This is a genomic window from Brucella pseudogrignonensis, assembly GCF_031454375.1.
Lineage (GTDB): Bacteria > Pseudomonadota > Alphaproteobacteria > Rhizobiales > Rhizobiaceae > Brucella > Brucella pseudogrignonensis_A.
This window is the reverse complement of sequence record NZ_JAVDQT010000002.1, coordinates 643,449-658,887: the sequence shown is the minus strand read 5'-3', so window position 1 is coordinate 658,887 and position 15,439 is coordinate 643,449. Positions and strand designations below refer to the sequence as shown.

Genomic DNA, 15,439 nt, shown 5'->3' with positions numbered 1-15,439 from the left:
AAGGTTATCACGGTTCGTACGGCTTCTTTCTCGGCAACGGCTGAAGGCGGGTCGGCTTCAGTTGAAAGCGTGAACGCTGCTGCTGATCCTGCTCTGTCGAGCTTTGTTGAAAATGCACTGTCGGATTCCGATCGTCCGGAACTGACCTCGGCTAAGATCATCATCTCGGGTGGTCGTGCGCTTGGCTCGTCGGAAAAGTTCGAGGAAGTGATCCTTCCGGTCGCTGACAAGCTTGGTGCCGCAGTTGGTGCCAGCCGTGCAGCGGTTGATGCAGGCTATGCGCCAAACGACTGGCAGGTTGGCCAGACGGGCAAGGTGGTTGCGCCTGAACTTTACATCGCAGTTGGTATTTCCGGTGCGATCCAGCATCTGGCGGGTATGAAAGACAGCCGCGTGATCGTGGCGATCAACAAGGACGAAGAAGCACCGATCTTCCAGGTCGCTGACTACGGCCTCGTCGGTGATCTCTTTACGGTGTTGCCAGAAATGGAAAAGGCCCTCTAATTCTAGGGTTATAGAAGTGGGGGCAGCTCTCGGCGACAATCACTACTATTGTCGTCGATGAAAATGAATCTGCCGCTTCGAGTGCATATTCTGCCTCAAAGTTCGCAGTGCTGGTCTTATCCCATGCAATACGCCACGAGGGCTTTGGACATGGTATTCGTTCAACTGCAATATGCCCTGGGCTTGTTTCAACAGACATGGGTAATGAGCTTGCTGCTAAAGCCGATGAGCTAACCCACCCGGAAGACGTTGCAGCCTCGGTTGTTTATATTGGCAGTCTGCCAAATAGTGCGAGCGTTTCGGATTTTTTGGGCGAACTGCTTACTTGATGAATCTTATTAAATTGGTCGCTGCTGATCGGAAGGTGGTTACTCGTATAGAATATTGTCGCACCGAGTATTAATTTTACATATGGCAAAATGTGATTTTTACCATATATGACGCTTTTTGGATCAACTTTGTTCTCTCACTCCCCATCGGAGATATTTAGAACTAGTATCATGTGTGATTTCGGCGTTAGCGTTTATTGCAGGCCGGGGATCGCTGCGACGAGACTGCGTGTATAATCATTGGATGGGTTGCCGAAAATCCTGCTCGGTGGGCCGGATTCCACAACTGAGCCCCTATGCATTACCAGCAAGTTATCACAGATCTGACTCGCAACACGTAAATCGTGGGTGATGAAAATGATGGCCAAATTGCGTTCTCTTTGTACCTTCTGCAATAGCTCTAAGATCTGGGCCTGAATAGATACATCAAGTGCTGAGACTGCCTCATCCGCGATTAGAATTTCAGGGTCGAGCATAAGGGCGCGGGCAATGCCTATACGTTGCCTCTGTCCACCAGAAAACTCATGTGGAAATCGCTCCATAGCGCCTCGGTCGAGTCCCACGAGTTCTAGTGTTTGAAAGGCACGATTGCGAACATCCTGAGCATTTTGGCGATGTGCTATCGGGCCCACAGTGAGTGCCATTCCAATCGTGTGACGCGGGTTCAAAGAGGCAAATGGATCCTGAAAAACCATCTGTATACGCGGGCGCAGTGGGCGAAATTCTTTTTCTGAAAGTGGAGCTATGTCCATTTTATCAAAAATTATGGTGCCTGAATCCAGATCGGTTAATTTCATAAGCACACGTCCTAGTGAGCTTTTGCCAGAGCCACTCTCTCCCACAACACCCAGTGTCTGACCACGCTTCAATGTGAAGCTGACCTCCTTGAGTGCAGGCACGATACGCTTACGCCCAAACATTCCAGATCCAATATGATAAATTTTTTGTAGCTTTGATACGTCAAGAACAATGTCCGCACTTTCGTCCGCAGCCTTGTCATGTTCCCGCATGTGCGGGACTGCTGCTATAAGTCTCTGAGTATACGGATGTTTTGGTTTTTCCAACACGTCCACAGCCGAGCCTTGCTCAACGAGATTTCCCTTTTCCATCACAATCACACTATCGGCAATCTCGGACACTACACCGAAATCATGTGTAATGAACATCACACTCATTCCCTTACGCTTTTGAATCTTGCGTATGAGTTCAAGGATTTGCGCCTGTGTTGTGACATCCAGTGCAGTTGTGGGCTCGTCGGCAATGAGTACATCTGGATCGAGTGCCAGTGCCATCGCAATCATGACACGCTGACGTTGTCCCCCAGAGAGGCGAAACGGATATTGATATTGAATGACTTCCGGTTCTGGCAAGCCGACCTCAGTCAAAAGCTCAATAATTTTGGCATTACGCGAATTTGTGTCGCCGAAATTGTGTGCAACGAGAACTTCGGCAATCTGATCGCGAATGGTCATCAGTGGATTCAGCGAGGAAAGTGGATCCTGAAAGATGATCGATACGGACTTACCGCGTAAAAGCCTGCGGTCACGCTCCGGCATTTTCAGAAGATCGTTGCCTTTGAAATCTATCGAGCCTTCCGCAATCCGCATGGTGGAGGGTAGTAGGCCCATGATTGTATTGGCGGTGACCGATTTTCCCGAGCCCGATTCACCGATGATACAGAGGATTTCGCCTGCCTTTAGATCGAACGAAATATCCTGAACCGCAAATTGCCGGTCCATACCTGTGGGTAGTCCAATGCTCAAGTTGCGCACCGATAAGATAGCGCTACCCAGCTTCTTGTCTTCTAAGGGTGTAGCCGTATTCTGCATTATAATTGTTCCCGATATTTGAACGATGTTGCCAATTAATTTGAGCAATTGTTCTCGTTGGGATGCGTGGCATCCATATCAGAGACCGCTATCATTACGGTCTCTGATGCGTTTAGGTTTAGCCTTGAATGTAAATCACATGGGTTTCAGTGAATTCATACAGTCCATGTTTGCCGTCTGCACCGCCAATGCCAGATTTGCGGCGGCCTGCGTGGAAGCCCTGCATTGCTTCAAAATTCTCGCGATTGATATAAGTTTCGCCAAATTTTAATTCTCGACTGGCTTTCATCGCGGCATTAAGATTTGACGTGTATATTGATGATGTTAAGCCGTATTCGGAGTCATTAGCGCGTTCGATCGCTTCTTCCAGACTATCGACGATCTGGATCGGCAGGACCGGACCAAAAGTCTCTTTCCGCATGATTTCCATGTCGCTTCGAGCATTGATAATCAATGTAGGCTCGTAATGGAATCCTGAAGAACGTTTGGCGACTTTTCCTCCCGTCACAACTTTCGCCCCATCCGCTACAGCGGTCTCGACCGCCTTTACAACCTTGTTGAGACCAGCCTGATTGATCAACGGCCCCATATGAAGGTCGGTTTCCTGAGATGGATCGCCATAGCGAGTTCCTTCAAACAATACTTTGAGTTTCTCCACCAAAACATCATGCACGGGACGCTCGACATAAACACGTTCGGCACAGTTGCAAACTTGCCCGGTGTTGATGACGCGTGAATCATAAATTGCCTTGGCCGCAAGATCGAGATCAGCATCAGCAAGCACGATAGCCGGGGCTTTGCCCCCAAGTTCCAGGTTGATGCGTGTGAGGTTTTTACCCGCAGCTTGCATGATATGCGAACCGGTCGCTACGCTGCCTGTGAACGTAATCAAATCCACTTCCGGGTGATTGACAAGCGCTTCGCCGCAAGATGCACCACGCCCACCAACCAAGTTAAATACGCCTGCAGGAAGATCGGTCTCATCCACCAACTGCGCAAAAACAAAAGCATTGATGGGGGTCTCTTCGCTCGGCTTTATGACGATGGTATTGCCGGTGATGAGTGCCGGCGCCAATTTTCTTGCGATCAGGAAGAAAGGAAAATTCCAGGGAAGAATACCCGCAACTACGCCTATAGGTTTGCGTAGCAGTAGCATTGTTTCATTCGGACGGTCGCTGGTCAGCACTTCGCCTTCCAAACGACGTGCCCATTCAGCCATATAGTCAATATAGTCGGCAGTGAAGTCGACTTCTACCTGAGCAAGGCCAGCAGTTTTCCCTTGCTCTTTGATGATGATATCCGCGAGCTCAACTCGATGTTCGCGGAGTTTTGCTGAAATTTGACGCAAGTATCCGGCGCGCTGAATAGCAGGTAGTTTTTCCCACGCGGTCTGCGCCTTACGCGCGGCCTTTACGGCACTGTTGACATCGGACTCGTTCGCATCAGGAACTCGCCCAAGTAAGTCGCCGGTAGCGGGATTCAAAACATCAATATAACTCTCCGCTTTGCTGATGAACGCACCATCGATATAGTTTTGATAGTCGAGAGGTTGCGTAGAAAACTGAGCGGAAACAGATCGCTTTGATACCATTTATTCAACTCCTCCATATGATTAAATGACCATCGAGATGGGCAGGAAAATCACACGGCGGCCAGCAAATGCCGCCGTGTGGTCAAACTCATCGCTTATGGTTTTGGAACGACAGTGGCTACTTTGCGCAGCGGCGTTAGGACATCGAGTGTGATGGCCACACCCTTTGCAATGCGAACGATTGAGCCTGTCGTGATTTTGACTGCTTCGGAGTTATCCAGGCTGCAAAGAGCTTCACCTTCGATGACGACAAATGTTTCATCGAGATCGCGAGCGGGATATGCATATAGCCCTGGCTCAGCCTTCCATACGGCAACTTTTGTGCCGTTTTCAACATCGTCTTCCCAAATAAGGCGTGCATCAGAGCCAGTTTCACGGCCTTCAGCCGGGCGACTTGGCTTGAAGTCAACGTCATCGGCGGTTTCGTAAATTGTAAGACTCATTTTTTAATCCTCTGATATGAGTTGATGGTAAATCAGCCCTGATCTGAACGCGCATCAAGTGCATCGCGCAGACCGTCGCCAACGAAATTGAAGCCTGCAACTGCTATGGTAATTGCGACACCGGGAACAATGGCTAGCCAGGGTGCTGATGTCAGATATTGCTGTGCGCCATTGAGCATATTACCCCAGCTTGGAAGTGGAGGTTGAATACCATAGCCAAGGAAGCTGATATAAGCTTCCAATAAGATTGCACGGGCAATGGTCAGTGTTGCCGCGACGATGATTGGGCCCATTATGTTGGGCAGTATTTCACGGAACATAATCCAGCGGCCGCGAAGTCCAAGCATCTTTGCAGCAAGAACAAAGTCCCGGTCGCGTAGCGAGCGTGTTTCTGCTTCCACAATGCGGGCTACTTCCATCCAGCTGGTGACAGCGATGATCAGCGTTATCATCAGCGGGCTGGGTTTCACGAAAGCTGCCAGCGCCAGCAAGAGAAATATGGAAGGGAACGACAGAAATGCATCGACAATCCGCATTAATGTCGTTCCAAGAAGTCCTCCATTATATCCTGACACCACGCCAACGACTGCTCCAATACATGTCGAGAGCACCATCGCGGAAAAGCCAACGAGAAGAGAAATACGACCTGCTTGAAATAGTCGCGCCGCTATATCTCGTCCGAGCGGGTCTGTTCCAAAAATATGCGCGCCAGTACCAGGCGGGGCAAAGCGCGCCCTCAAGTCGATGTATAGCTCGTCAAAAGGCAACAGATATGGACCAAAAATGCAGGCAAAGGTGAGCAGCAAAATCATGGCGAGGCCTATGAGCGCCAGCCTGTTTTTCATGAACCTGCGGACAACGCGGCTTCTCCACCAGCGAGGTGCGTCGAGTTGGGGGGCGGTTTGTACTGAAGTGTTCATTAGTTTCCCTCAATCCAATCTGACGCGCGGGTCGACGAAGGCGACAAGCAAATCGGCGATGAAGTTGCCGATCAGCACGATAATTGCGGAAAACATCAACAGGCCCATTACAACCGGATAATCGTTATATCCAAGGCTATCGAGAAAAAGGCGTCCCATTCCGGGCCAGGTGAAAACGGTTTCGGTAACCAGTGCACCACTTAAAATTGTTGGCAACTGAACGCCGGCCAGGGTAATCATTGGAACCATTGCGTTGCCGAGCACATGTTTGATCAGTATGCGACGGGAAGGTAGACCTTTGGCCTTAGCGGTGCGTATGAAGTCCTGATGAATGACGTCGAGTGTAGCGCTGCGCATGTAGCGGCTCCAGATGGCCACATTAACCAGTGCCAAAACAACACTCGGCAAAATTAGATGCTTAAGGTAGTTAAGGATCGAGCCATCACCGATCGTGAACATGTTGCCGGCTGGTAGCCATTGCAGTTTCAACGCAAAAATATAAATCGCGACGAGACCAAACCAGAACGTTGGAATGGATAGTGCAATCATGGCTGCAATTGTGGCAACGTAATCGAAAACCGAACTCCGCTTCATTGCGGTATGAACACCAAGCCATGTTCCAATCAGAACGGACAAGAATGTTGAGCCCCCCATAAGAAGAAGTGTAGCTCCAAGATGTCCGGTTATGATTTCAAGAACGGGGCGACCATCTCGATAAGAATTACCCCAGTCACCTTGCAGAAGACGCCATAGCCAATCGAGATACTGGATTGGCAAGGGTCGGTTTAAACCCATTTGCTCCGCAATTCGATCAAGCGCTTCTTTTGTCATGCCGGGTGTCAGTGTGTATTGCGAAAGCGGACCGCCGGGCGCGAGATTAAGAACCATAAAGCCGATGATGGAGACTATGACGAGCAGTATCAGGCTCTGCCATAAGCGTCGTAAGCTGTAGAAAAACATATATACCTCCGCCGGAAGCGGGCGAATGATCCGGCTCAACAGCATATAAGCTGGGGGGGATGAGCCGGTTCGCTTGGTTTAATTCTTATCCGGACGTGAATGTGAGAGCCACTTGTGTCTGGATGCAACAGGCTGCTGCCGTGTATCAGGCCCAGCGCCAACTACGGATATTCCACGTATCAATTCGATTATTGATATTACCCTGGAAGCCTTCCATGCCAGTCTTGCGTCCTCGTACAGTCGCATACTGGAACATAGGGAGCATGGGTAGATCTTTGCGGATCAGTTCCTGAATTTTGAGGTAAACCTCACGACGCTCTTCCGGCACGAAAAGTTGTCCGCCTTTGTCAAGCAACTCATCGACTTCGGAATTTGAATAGACCCATGTGTTTTGTCCTGTCCCACCTTTTGCCGGAGAAGCTGTGGAGCGGAAGAAGTCCGAACAATCAGGATCGGGCCCGGTGAGTGGCGTAAGCCCAACGAGAACAGAATCGAACTTCGACATCATCCAGTAATCCCCCCACATCACAGCGGGAGGCAGATTGCTGATGCTCATGTCGATGCCGATATCTCGGAATGATTGTTGGATAAACTGCTGAGCTTGTTCACGGAGGTGGTTGCCGGAAGTGGTCGAGTTGCTGAATGCAAGACGAACCCCATCTTTTTCGCGGATGCCATCGGCACCCGGTTTCCAACCTGCCTGATCTAACAGCTCTTTTGCCTTATCGATGTTATATTCATGTGCCGGAAGATTGCTGTTGTAATAGAAGGATTCCTTCGGCATGTAAGATTCAGTTACGGTTGGCAGGCCGTAATAGAGCGCATCAATAATGGCTGCCTTGTCGAGTGCGTAGTACATAGCCTCACGCACAGCCGCGTCTTTGAAGAACGGACGATCCATATTGAGCGTCAGTGATTCAATGACTGCTGTTCCGACGATTTCCACATTCTTGCCCGGCAAGTCTTTTGCTTCGCCGTAATGGTCCGGCGTAATCCACTGTAGACCTGCTACATCAATATCGCCTGTTTTGAACTGAGTATAAAGCACTGTAAGGTCAGGGATGTATTTAATGATTACACGTTCCAGATAGGGACCGTCGCCGAAGTATTCTGGATTTGCTTCGAGTTCGATATTGTCGCCGGCTACCCGATTTTTCCATTTGAATGCACCAGTCCCAATTGGCGCGTTGTTGAAAGGTGCAGTGTTCTTATCCGTAACGCCGTCAAACGCGTGTTTTGGCACAATGAAGGTGGAAGCAAGGATTGCGCCATAGGATGCAAGCGGTTGTTCCATACGCCATGTAATTTCGGTGGGCGAAACGACTTTCAGATCACGGATCAGTTCATGGCCGGTTCGGCGCCAGATGCGAAAGTCTTTGTCATTCAGAAGTTCAAGCGTGAATTTTACATCTTCAGCGGTGAACGGCTTGCCATCGTGCCATTTGACATCATCGCGAAGTGTGATTTTCCAGTTGAGACCATCAGAAGAAATGCCACCATTCTCGACAGTCGGCACCTCCTTTGCCAGCAGCGGATAGAACTTCCCATCAGCATCCACATCAAACAGTGCGTCGAAAATAGCGAAATGAACGCCTTCATCGACCTCTACATGAAGAAGATGCGGATTGAAGACAGTTGGTTCTTGCGAAAAGCCAACAACAACCTGTCCTTTCGGCGCTTCCTGGGCAATCGCTTTGCTGCCGAAGACGCTGGGGATAGCAACTGTCGCGAGGCCAGCTGCCCCCAGCATCATCAGGGCTTGGCGCCGGGTTGGCTGTGTAAAACTACTCTTATATTTAGACATCACATTTCCCCTTGTTTTGCCGGTTCTTGGAATTTGTTGATATTCCGGCGCGGTTTTTATTTAGCCGCTCCTACCCAGCGACCGGTGTAGGCAATCAGAAGCCACTTATGAGCTCGATCTTTGAGCCGTCCGAGAAGCGGCTGAAACGGAAATCTTTGGAGTCAACTAGGTTAGGTCGGCCAAGAACCATATCAGCCATGAGCTTTCCAGCAGCCGGGCCTATGCCAAAACCATGACCTGAAAATCCTGTGGCAATATAAAAGCCAGGAATCTGTTCCAGTGGTGAGATGACCGGGACTGCATCAGGGGTCACATCCATGTATCCGGCCCAGCGTTGTGCAATTTCGGCCTGTTCGAATGCCGGGAATGCTTTCCTGACATGGTGGAGGGCAGTGTCTGACAAGCGATGATTAGGTTTAGGATCAAGGACGCGGTTATATTCAAACGGGCTTGGCTGATCGAGTGACCAGTTTTTTGGAAGACGCGCTTCATCAAGAAAACGGAAGCCTAGTCGCAGATTGAGAGAACGCCATTCTTTCTTTAGTGCTGGCAGAAAATCCATTGCGTAACGGAAGGAGTTCGGCACGATAGGCACGACGTTTTCGTGCCCTGAAGCAATAGTATATCCACCGTCCTGACGTTTACGCAGCGCAAAATGGCGTGACCATATTGCCTGTTCGGGACCACCTTCCACAGGCTTGGTCCGTAAGACTGAATTCATAACTTTTAATTGGGGTAAACTGATCCCGTTGTTGCCCAGGAATAGATTAGACCAAGCGCCTCCAGCAAGAACAACGGCCTGACATTTGATGTATCCACGCTCGGTAACGACGCCGCAAACCTTGCCTGCGGCGGTTTCAATACCGCGGACGGCACATTCCGTCATAACATGTGCACCACGGTCGCGTGCAGCCTCAGCAATGGCGGGGGCAGCTTTCTGAGGTTCCGCACGGCCATCCGCAGCTGTATATAACGCGCCTTTGATCGGGAGCTTCGACCCAGGAAACATCCCATCAAATTCCTGTCGCGAGATCATGCGCGATTCAAGCTGATATCCCTGGAGGTTCTGGTTCCATCGCTCATGTTGGGCATAATCTTCGTCAGTTGCGCACGTAAAAATGATGCCGGAGCGCTTATAGCCAGTGTCCCGTTGGATTCGGCTATCGAGTGTTTTCCAAATCCGAATGGCTTCTGCCATCAGTGGGATTTCGCGTGGATCCCGGCGCGAGATACGAACCCATCCCCAGTTGCGACTGGACTGTTCATGTCCAATGCCACCTTTTTCGCAGAGCGCAACACGTAGTCCGCTATCTATTAGCTCAAGAGCTGTAGATGCGCCAATAATGCCACCCCCAACCACAACGACATCGACTTCCGATGGCAGTTCGGTGTCTCCATGAAATGGAACAACAAATGGACCTGGCATTTCAAAACTCTCTCTATATACCTGTTGAACCGAACGTTTTGATGGGCCTCTCCCAATACCGAGTAGGGCAAAACGTTTGGTAGAGTTATTTACTTCCGATCATCGCGGAGTCGGACATAGGCTCGCTTGAGAATGTCCATTAGAATTTTCTGTTCGTTCTCAGGGATGATTTTGAAAAAGTCTTCAGACTGTTGAGTGACGATAGCACGCACCTTTTTTGCGAGCGCCGCACCTTTGTCTGTTGTGTAAAGCTCGTGTGCCCGACTGTCTTCCTCGGAAGTTCTTCGTTCAATCAGGCCTTGCTTTTCGAAGAGATCGAGGATGCGCCCCATTGCTGAGCGATCTTTCATGGCAAGCTCGGCAACAACAGATGGTCGAATGCCTGGATGGCTATCTATTAGAAAAAGGGCTGTAATTTTTCCTTTTCCTTTTGCGACTTCGAGTTTTTCAAGTCGATCATCAAGGTCTCGTGAAACAGATGAATCAATAATGCGGATGTAAAAGCTTAGCGTGTTCTCTAATACATCTATATCGACGTGATCAATGTTAGTAGGAGATGAATTTTCTACTTTTGATATAGCTTTTTTTGCCAATCAAATCTCCGATTATATTTATATTTTTTATGGCTATTTTGCTCATTTTCGATAAGCTAATTACATTTAGTGGACAAATGCAACTATTATAATGGACAAACACAACTATTTTTCGATTGAGACGTTGCAACTTGATCGTCAAAGGAAAATTCGTGAGCCATTATGGACGCTTAGGCGCTCGAATGATCTCGACGGAAAAAGCTGAGGCGAGGGGTCTCGGAATATAATCGCGAATAATCGCACTCGATTGAACTGATTTTTGGGAACTCCGGCTGCCGCCGTACGGGAAAAATTATGGTCAAATTCTCACCATTTCATGCCACACTCTGGTCTGCTACAGCAGTGGGCGCACCAATAACGTCGAGCTTACAAGAAAGCACGGAGGCCGATGTTTGTGTCGTAGGTGCTGGGTTTACTGGCCTTACCACTGCGCTTGAACTTGCACGCAACGGGGTTAGGGTTGCTCTTCTTGAGGCGCAGGAAGCTGGCTTTGGCGGGTCAGGACGCAACGCCGGCCATTGTACGCCTACATTCAGCTATTACACTATTCCTAAGCTTCGAAAGATGCTTGGCGAGCCTTGGACTGAACGTCTCATACAAAGGCAGACACGTGCGAATGTACGCGTTGCTCAGATGATTTCAGATTATAAGATTGACTGCGAATGGGTCCAGAACGGTTACGTTATGGGTGCATTGAGACCAGGAGCAATGGCGGCGCTTGATACTAAAAACCAGATGTATTCTGAAGTTGGGGCTAAGTGTCGTGTCATCGATAAAGATGAGGTTGAAGCCATAACCGGTAGCCCAAGGTTTTATGGTGGCTGGTATCACGAAGAAGCCGGCCATATGAACCCGCTGTCATATGCGCGCGGTCTCGCCCGTGCTGTTATGCAGGAAGGCGGACGCATTTTTACCAGTTCGCCGGTTGAAGATGTTCGCCCTAAAAATGGGAAGTGGGCCGTTAGTACACCAACTGGTTCCGTTCTTGCCGATAAGGTCATTTTCGCCACCGGTGCCTATACAGTTGGCGGTTGGAAAAATCTCGATCGTAGTTTCCGGATTATGGAAGTTTTTGTGGCAGCGACGCAGCCTCTTGATCCGGAAATGCGTAAGCACGTTTTACCGAACAACACCACAATGCATGATGGTCGTGGCGATATTTACGTTTACAAATATAACCGGGAGGGGCGCATTGTAGCATCCATGTTCCCGATGGGGCGTCGCGGTCTAGACCCTGACTACACTAGACAAGTTATGACTGATCGCCTCAAATTCCTGCATCCGCAAATCAAGGAATCTGTCCGCTGGGATTACTTCTGGTTCGGCGAACTGGATATGCAGCAGAGAACCATTCCGAGACTTTACAATCTCGCGTCCGGTGTTGTTGCATGCACGGGACTTTCAGGACGTGGAGTACCTACCGGCTCAATGCTTGGTGGTATTCTTTCCGAGTGGGCGATGGGAACGCCAGATCATGAACTGTCGTTAAAACCGGAGCCATTGCACAAGGCTCCCTTTTATATGTCTTTTGCGCCGCAAATGCAGCTTCGCTATTTCCGCTTTAGTGATAACCGGGCCGCGCGCCAAGAGGGCGCAGTTATTCCTCCACATGCTTGAATTAAAGGAAGTATTGCATGGAACACAAGCGAACGGTTTTGATTTCAGGTGCCAATCGAGGGATTGGTGTGGCTACAGCAAAGGCATTTCTAGTAGCTGGATGGAACGTGTCACTGGGGATGAGAAGTCCAGAACGGTCCATCTGGACGCCAGATGAAACTAAGCATCTCCATGCCTATGACGCCAACGATCCACAAAGTGCAGATCGCTGGGCAAGTGATGCGGCTGATCGGTTTGGGCGCATAGATGCGGTGGTTGCAAACGCCGGAATTATGATCAGAACGCCGGTCATTGAGGCAAGTGATGAAGATTTCTCGTCGCTGATGAATGTGAATGTAAGCGCTCCACGAAAACTTGTTAAAGCCTGTTGGAGCGAACTAGTTAAGACCGGAACTGGACGCGTCGTGGTTATTTCTTCTTTGTCAGGCAAGCGTGTGAAATCAGCCGCTTCGGGTGCATATTCTGTCTCAAAGTTCGCAGCACTGGGCTTATCCCATGCAATACGCCACGAGGGCTTTGCGCATGGTATCCGTTCAACAGCGATATGCCCTGGGCTGGTTTCAACAGATATGGGAAATGCACTTGCTGCCGCAGCCGATGAACTAACCCGCCCGGAAGATGTTGCGGCCTCGATTGTTCATATTGTCAGTCTGCCAAATAGTGCGAGCGTTTCAGAGTTTTGGGTGAACTGCTTACTTGATGAATCTTATTAACATGATCGGTGCTGGTCCGAAGGCCGTTATTCGTATGGAATGTCGTCGACCTGAGTGTTATTTTCACATATGGCAAAAGGTGAATTTTGCCATATGTGGTCGCGTCAAACTAGCGTTCATATTGACCTGCATGGGGTGGATAGCTGACTAACGGCGTGCAAGAAGTCGAAATAGAGAGCGGCTATTGTGCGGGTCGTTCAGTGCGCTTTCTTCCAGAAAGAGCCGAATTTCTTAAATCTCTGGTTGTTTCTGTTTTTTGACACCAAACCTATGTGTAGCTTTCCATGCCGGACGAAAAAGTACAGCACGATCATATTGTGCAGTCGCCAGCTGTGTTCTGCTACGGACATTATTGGTCATCGTAATCATGCAAGCACACGATAAACCGTTGAGCTGTCCGCGCCAGTAATGCAATTTAAGAAAGTGATTAGTAAGAATCATCCAAAAGACTATTCACCCAGAATTCTGATACACTGGCGCTGTTGGGCAGGCTGACGATATGCAGTATTGAGCTTGCAACATCTTCAGGGCGTGTCAATTCATCGGATGCCGCCGCAAGCGGCCTGCCCATATCTGTTGCGACAAAACCAGGGCAGACAGCCGTCGAGCGCACACCTTTGTCAAAGCCAGCATGGCGGATGGCATGTGAAAGCCCCAACGCCGCAAACTTCGACACTGAATAAGCACCGGAAATTGCAGATTTAACGCGCTTTGCCGAAAGAGACGCGACAATCACAACGCGTCCGCTGCCGGTCTTCACCAGTTCATCCCAGCACGCTTTCACCAACAAGCGCGGGCCGTTGACGTTGACATCCATCAATGTTGCAAATTCATCATCCGTTGCATCAATGACCGACTTGCGAACCATAATACCTGCATTGGCAACAACAGCATCTATGCGACCAAACCGCTTGACGGCGGCATCTGCCCAGAGCATTGCTGTCTCAGACTTGCTGGCGTCATAGACATGAACCTGTGTGGTTGCATCATCCGCCCAATCCGGCATGTGTGGGGTTCTCATGCCGAGAGACACGTTCCAGCCCGCATTCAAAAATGCTTGTGCCGTCGCAGCACCGATGCCACGATTAGCACCGGAAATCAGGATTGTCCGTTTTTGTTCCATGGTTTTTCCTTGAATCAAACCAGCCACTTTTCGGAAAAAAGCCCGGAACGCTTGAACTCCCGGGCCGTATTGTTTCAGAATTTCAGGCGTTCTCAGCTTTGAATGTAAACCACATGCGTTACGGTAAATTCGTAAAGTCCGTGCTTTCCGTCAGCGCCGCCAATGCCTGACTTGCGTCGACCAGCATGGAAGCCCTGCATAGCCTCAAAATTCTCGCGATTGATATAGGTTTCGCCGAACTTCAGCTCACGCGAAGCCTGCATGGCAGCTGAAAGATCACGCGTGTAGATCGAAGACGTCAGACCATAATCGGAGTCATTCGATAATGCGATTGCCTCATCCAGACTATCGACGATCTGAACCGGCAGCACCGGACCAAAGGTCTCTTTGCGCATGATGTCCATATCTGCTTTAGCACCCGTGATCAGCGTCGGCTCGTAATGGAAACCGGAAGCGCGATCGGCAACCTTGCCACCAAGCACAACCGTTGCGCCCTGCGCACGCGCCGTATCAACAGCCTGGGCAACCTTATCAAGGCCAGCCTGATTAACAAGCGGTCCCATGTGCAGATCATCTTCAACCGATGGATCGCCATAACGGGTATTTTCAAACAAGGTTTGAAGCTTTGCAACAAACGCATCGTGAATCGGACGTTCAACATAAACACGCTCGGCACAGTTACAGACCTGACCCGTATTGATAACGCGCGAGTCATAGATCGCCTTGGCGGCCAGATCGAGATCGGCATCCTTCAGCACGATTGCCGGAGCCTTACCACCCAGTTCAAGATTGACCTTTGTCAGGTTTTTGCCAGCGAGCTGCATAATATGCGAGCCTGTCGCTACACTGCCCGTAAAGGTGATGAGATCAACGCCCGGATGGGATGCAAGCGCTTCACCAGCGACGCGTCCACGACCACCAACCAGATTGAAAACACCCTTTGGCAGATCAGTTTCGGCCAGAAGCTCGGCAAAAACATAGGCGTTAAGCGGGGTCTCTTCGCTTGGCTTAATAACAATCGTATTGCCCGTAACCAGTGCAGGTGCCATTTTACGCGCGATCAGGAAGAACGGGAAGTTCCACGGAAGAATACCCGCAACCACACCAATCGGCTTGCGCAGCAGTAGCATGGTTTCGTTCGGACGGTCGCTGGTTAGCACTTCGCCTTCAATCCGGCGCGCCCATTCTGCCATGTAATCCATGTAATCGGCGGTAAAGTCGACCTCAACTTGTGCAAGGCCACGGACCTTACCCTGTTCCTTGACGATAATATCAGCCAACTCAACCCGATGCTCGCGCAGCTTGGCAGAAATCTTACGCAGGTAGTTAGCTCGTTCAATGGCGGGTAACTTTTCCCAAGCACCTTGCGCGGCGCGTGCAGCCTTGACCGCCGCATCGACATCTTCTGCGCTTGTTTCCGGTATCCTGCCAAGCAATGCACCAGTGGCAGGATTGGTAACTTCGATCAACTCGCTGCCAGCAGGTACAAATGCACCATCAATATAGTTCTGATAGTCGCGCGGAGTATCTGAAAACGTCTGCGACTGCTTGCGTATGCTCATTCCTGTTCCTCCTTGAGCGATGATA

The 15,439-nt window shown here is 50.0% G+C and carries 14 protein-coding genes; 4 read left to right on the top strand and 10 right to left on the bottom strand.

The window, feature by feature from the left end:
• Both J2782_RS10865 and J2782_RS22845 read left to right on the top strand, forming a co-directional pair.
• A partial coding sequence (locus J2782_RS10865) for an electron transfer flavoprotein subunit alpha/FixB family protein (RefSeq protein ID WP_310012263.1) occupies positions 1–504 on the top strand: 504 nt, incomplete at its 5' end.
• Positions 505–542: 38 nt separating this feature from the next.
• The gene (locus tag J2782_RS22845; RefSeq protein ID WP_404989625.1) at positions 543–833 is read left to right on the top strand and encodes an SDR family NAD(P)-dependent oxidoreductase; all 291 of its coding nucleotides are present in this window, start codon (positions 543–545) and stop codon (positions 831–833) included.
• 194 nt (positions 834–1,027) lie between these two features.
• Here the strand turns inward: J2782_RS22845 and J2782_RS10850 are convergent, their stop codons facing one another.
• From J2782_RS10850 to J2782_RS10815, 8 genes are all read right to left on the bottom strand, one after another.
• Positions 1,028–2,662, bottom strand: coding sequence for an ABC transporter ATP-binding protein (locus J2782_RS10850; RefSeq protein WP_310012256.1), 1,635 nt, complete (start codon positions 2,660–2,662; stop codon positions 1,028–1,030).
• 118 nt (positions 2,663–2,780) lie between these two features.
• A complete protein-coding gene (aldA, locus tag J2782_RS10845; RefSeq protein ID WP_105519772.1) occupies positions 2,781–4,253 on the bottom strand; it encodes an aldehyde dehydrogenase in 1,473 nt (490 codons plus the stop codon).
• A gap of 95 nt (positions 4,254–4,348) precedes the next feature.
• Positions 4,349–4,696 (bottom strand): cupin domain-containing protein, encoded by a 348-nt coding sequence (locus tag J2782_RS10840; protein ID WP_310012251.1) that lies wholly within the window; start codon positions 4,694–4,696, stop codon positions 4,349–4,351.
• Between the two features lie 32 nt (positions 4,697–4,728).
• A complete protein-coding gene (locus J2782_RS10835; RefSeq protein WP_105520132.1) occupies positions 4,729–5,616 on the bottom strand; it encodes an ABC transporter permease in 888 nt (295 codons plus the stop codon).
• Positions 5,617–5,625: 9 nt separating this feature from the next.
• The gene (locus tag J2782_RS10830; RefSeq protein WP_310012248.1) at positions 5,626–6,576 is read right to left on the bottom strand and encodes an ABC transporter permease; all 951 of its coding nucleotides are present in this window, start codon (positions 6,574–6,576) and stop codon (positions 5,626–5,628) included.
• Between the two features lie 145 nt (positions 6,577–6,721).
• A complete protein-coding gene (locus J2782_RS10825; RefSeq protein WP_310012246.1) occupies positions 6,722–8,380 on the bottom strand; it encodes a peptide ABC transporter substrate-binding protein in 1,659 nt (552 codons plus the stop codon).
• 94 nt (positions 8,381–8,474) lie between these two features.
• The gene (locus J2782_RS10820; protein ID WP_310012244.1) at positions 8,475–9,806 is read right to left on the bottom strand and encodes an NAD(P)/FAD-dependent oxidoreductase; all 1,332 of its coding nucleotides are present in this window, start codon (positions 9,804–9,806) and stop codon (positions 8,475–8,477) included.
• Positions 9,807–9,895: 89 nt separating this feature from the next.
• Positions 9,896–10,384, bottom strand: coding sequence for a MarR family winged helix-turn-helix transcriptional regulator (locus tag J2782_RS10815; RefSeq protein WP_404989624.1), 489 nt, complete (start codon positions 10,382–10,384; stop codon positions 9,896–9,898).
• 309 nt (positions 10,385–10,693) lie between these two features.
• Here J2782_RS10815 and J2782_RS10810 point away from each other — a divergent pair, with 309 nt between their 5' ends.
• Complete coding sequence (locus tag J2782_RS10810) at positions 10,694–12,016, top strand: NAD(P)/FAD-dependent oxidoreductase (protein ID WP_310012241.1); 1,323 nt, start codon at positions 10,694–10,696, stop codon at positions 12,014–12,016.
• Positions 12,017–12,033: 17 nt separating this feature from the next.
• A complete protein-coding gene (locus J2782_RS10805) occupies positions 12,034–12,729 on the top strand; it encodes an SDR family NAD(P)-dependent oxidoreductase (RefSeq protein WP_310012240.1) in 696 nt (231 codons plus the stop codon).
• A 427-nt stretch (positions 12,730–13,156) separates the two neighbouring features.
• On the opposite strand, the gene J2782_RS10800 is transcribed toward J2782_RS10805, so the two are convergent.
• Complete coding sequence (locus J2782_RS10800) at positions 13,157–13,852, bottom strand: SDR family NAD(P)-dependent oxidoreductase (RefSeq protein WP_310012238.1); 696 nt, start codon at positions 13,850–13,852, stop codon at positions 13,157–13,159.
• A 92-nt stretch (positions 13,853–13,944) separates the two neighbouring features.
• Positions 13,945–15,414, bottom strand: a complete 1,470-nt coding sequence (gene aldA, locus J2782_RS10795; RefSeq protein WP_310012236.1) for an aldehyde dehydrogenase — start codon at positions 15,412–15,414, stop codon at positions 13,945–13,947.
• Between the last annotated feature and the right edge of the window lie 25 nt (positions 15,415–15,439).

Bases quoted from the DNA above. Each gene is read 5' to 3' on its own strand.
- aldA (WP_105519772.1), bottom strand. From the start codon at position 4,253: ATGGTATCAAAGCGATCTGTTTCCGCTCAGTTTTCTACGCAACCTCTC.
- J2782_RS10850 (WP_310012256.1), bottom strand. From the start codon at position 2,662: ATGCAGAATACGGCTACACCCTTAGAAGACAAGAAGCTGGGTAGCGCT.
- aldA (WP_310012236.1), bottom strand. From the start codon at position 15,414: ATGAGCATACGCAAGCAGTCGCAGACGTTTTCAGATACTCCGCGCGAC.
- J2782_RS10810 (WP_310012241.1), top strand. From the start codon at position 10,694: ATGGTCAAATTCTCACCATTTCATGCCACACTCTGGTCTGCTACAGCA.
- J2782_RS10800 (WP_310012238.1), bottom strand. From the start codon at position 13,852: ATGGAACAAAAACGGACAATCCTGATTTCCGGTGCTAATCGTGGCATC.
- J2782_RS10820 (WP_310012244.1), bottom strand. From the start codon at position 9,806: ATGCCAGGTCCATTTGTTGTTCCATTTCATGGAGACACCGAACTGCCA.
- J2782_RS10825 (WP_310012246.1), bottom strand. From the start codon at position 8,380: ATGTCTAAATATAAGAGTAGTTTTACACAGCCAACCCGGCGCCAAGCC.
- J2782_RS10840 (WP_310012251.1), bottom strand. From the start codon at position 4,696: ATGAGTCTTACAATTTACGAAACCGCCGATGACGTTGACTTCAAGCCA.
- J2782_RS10805 (WP_310012240.1), top strand. From the start codon at position 12,034: ATGGAACACAAGCGAACGGTTTTGATTTCAGGTGCCAATCGAGGGATT.
- J2782_RS10835 (WP_105520132.1), bottom strand. From the start codon at position 5,616: ATGAACACTTCAGTACAAACCGCCCCCCAACTCGACGCACCTCGCTGG.
- J2782_RS10830 (WP_310012248.1), bottom strand. From the start codon at position 6,576: ATGTTTTTCTACAGCTTACGACGCTTATGGCAGAGCCTGATACTGCTC.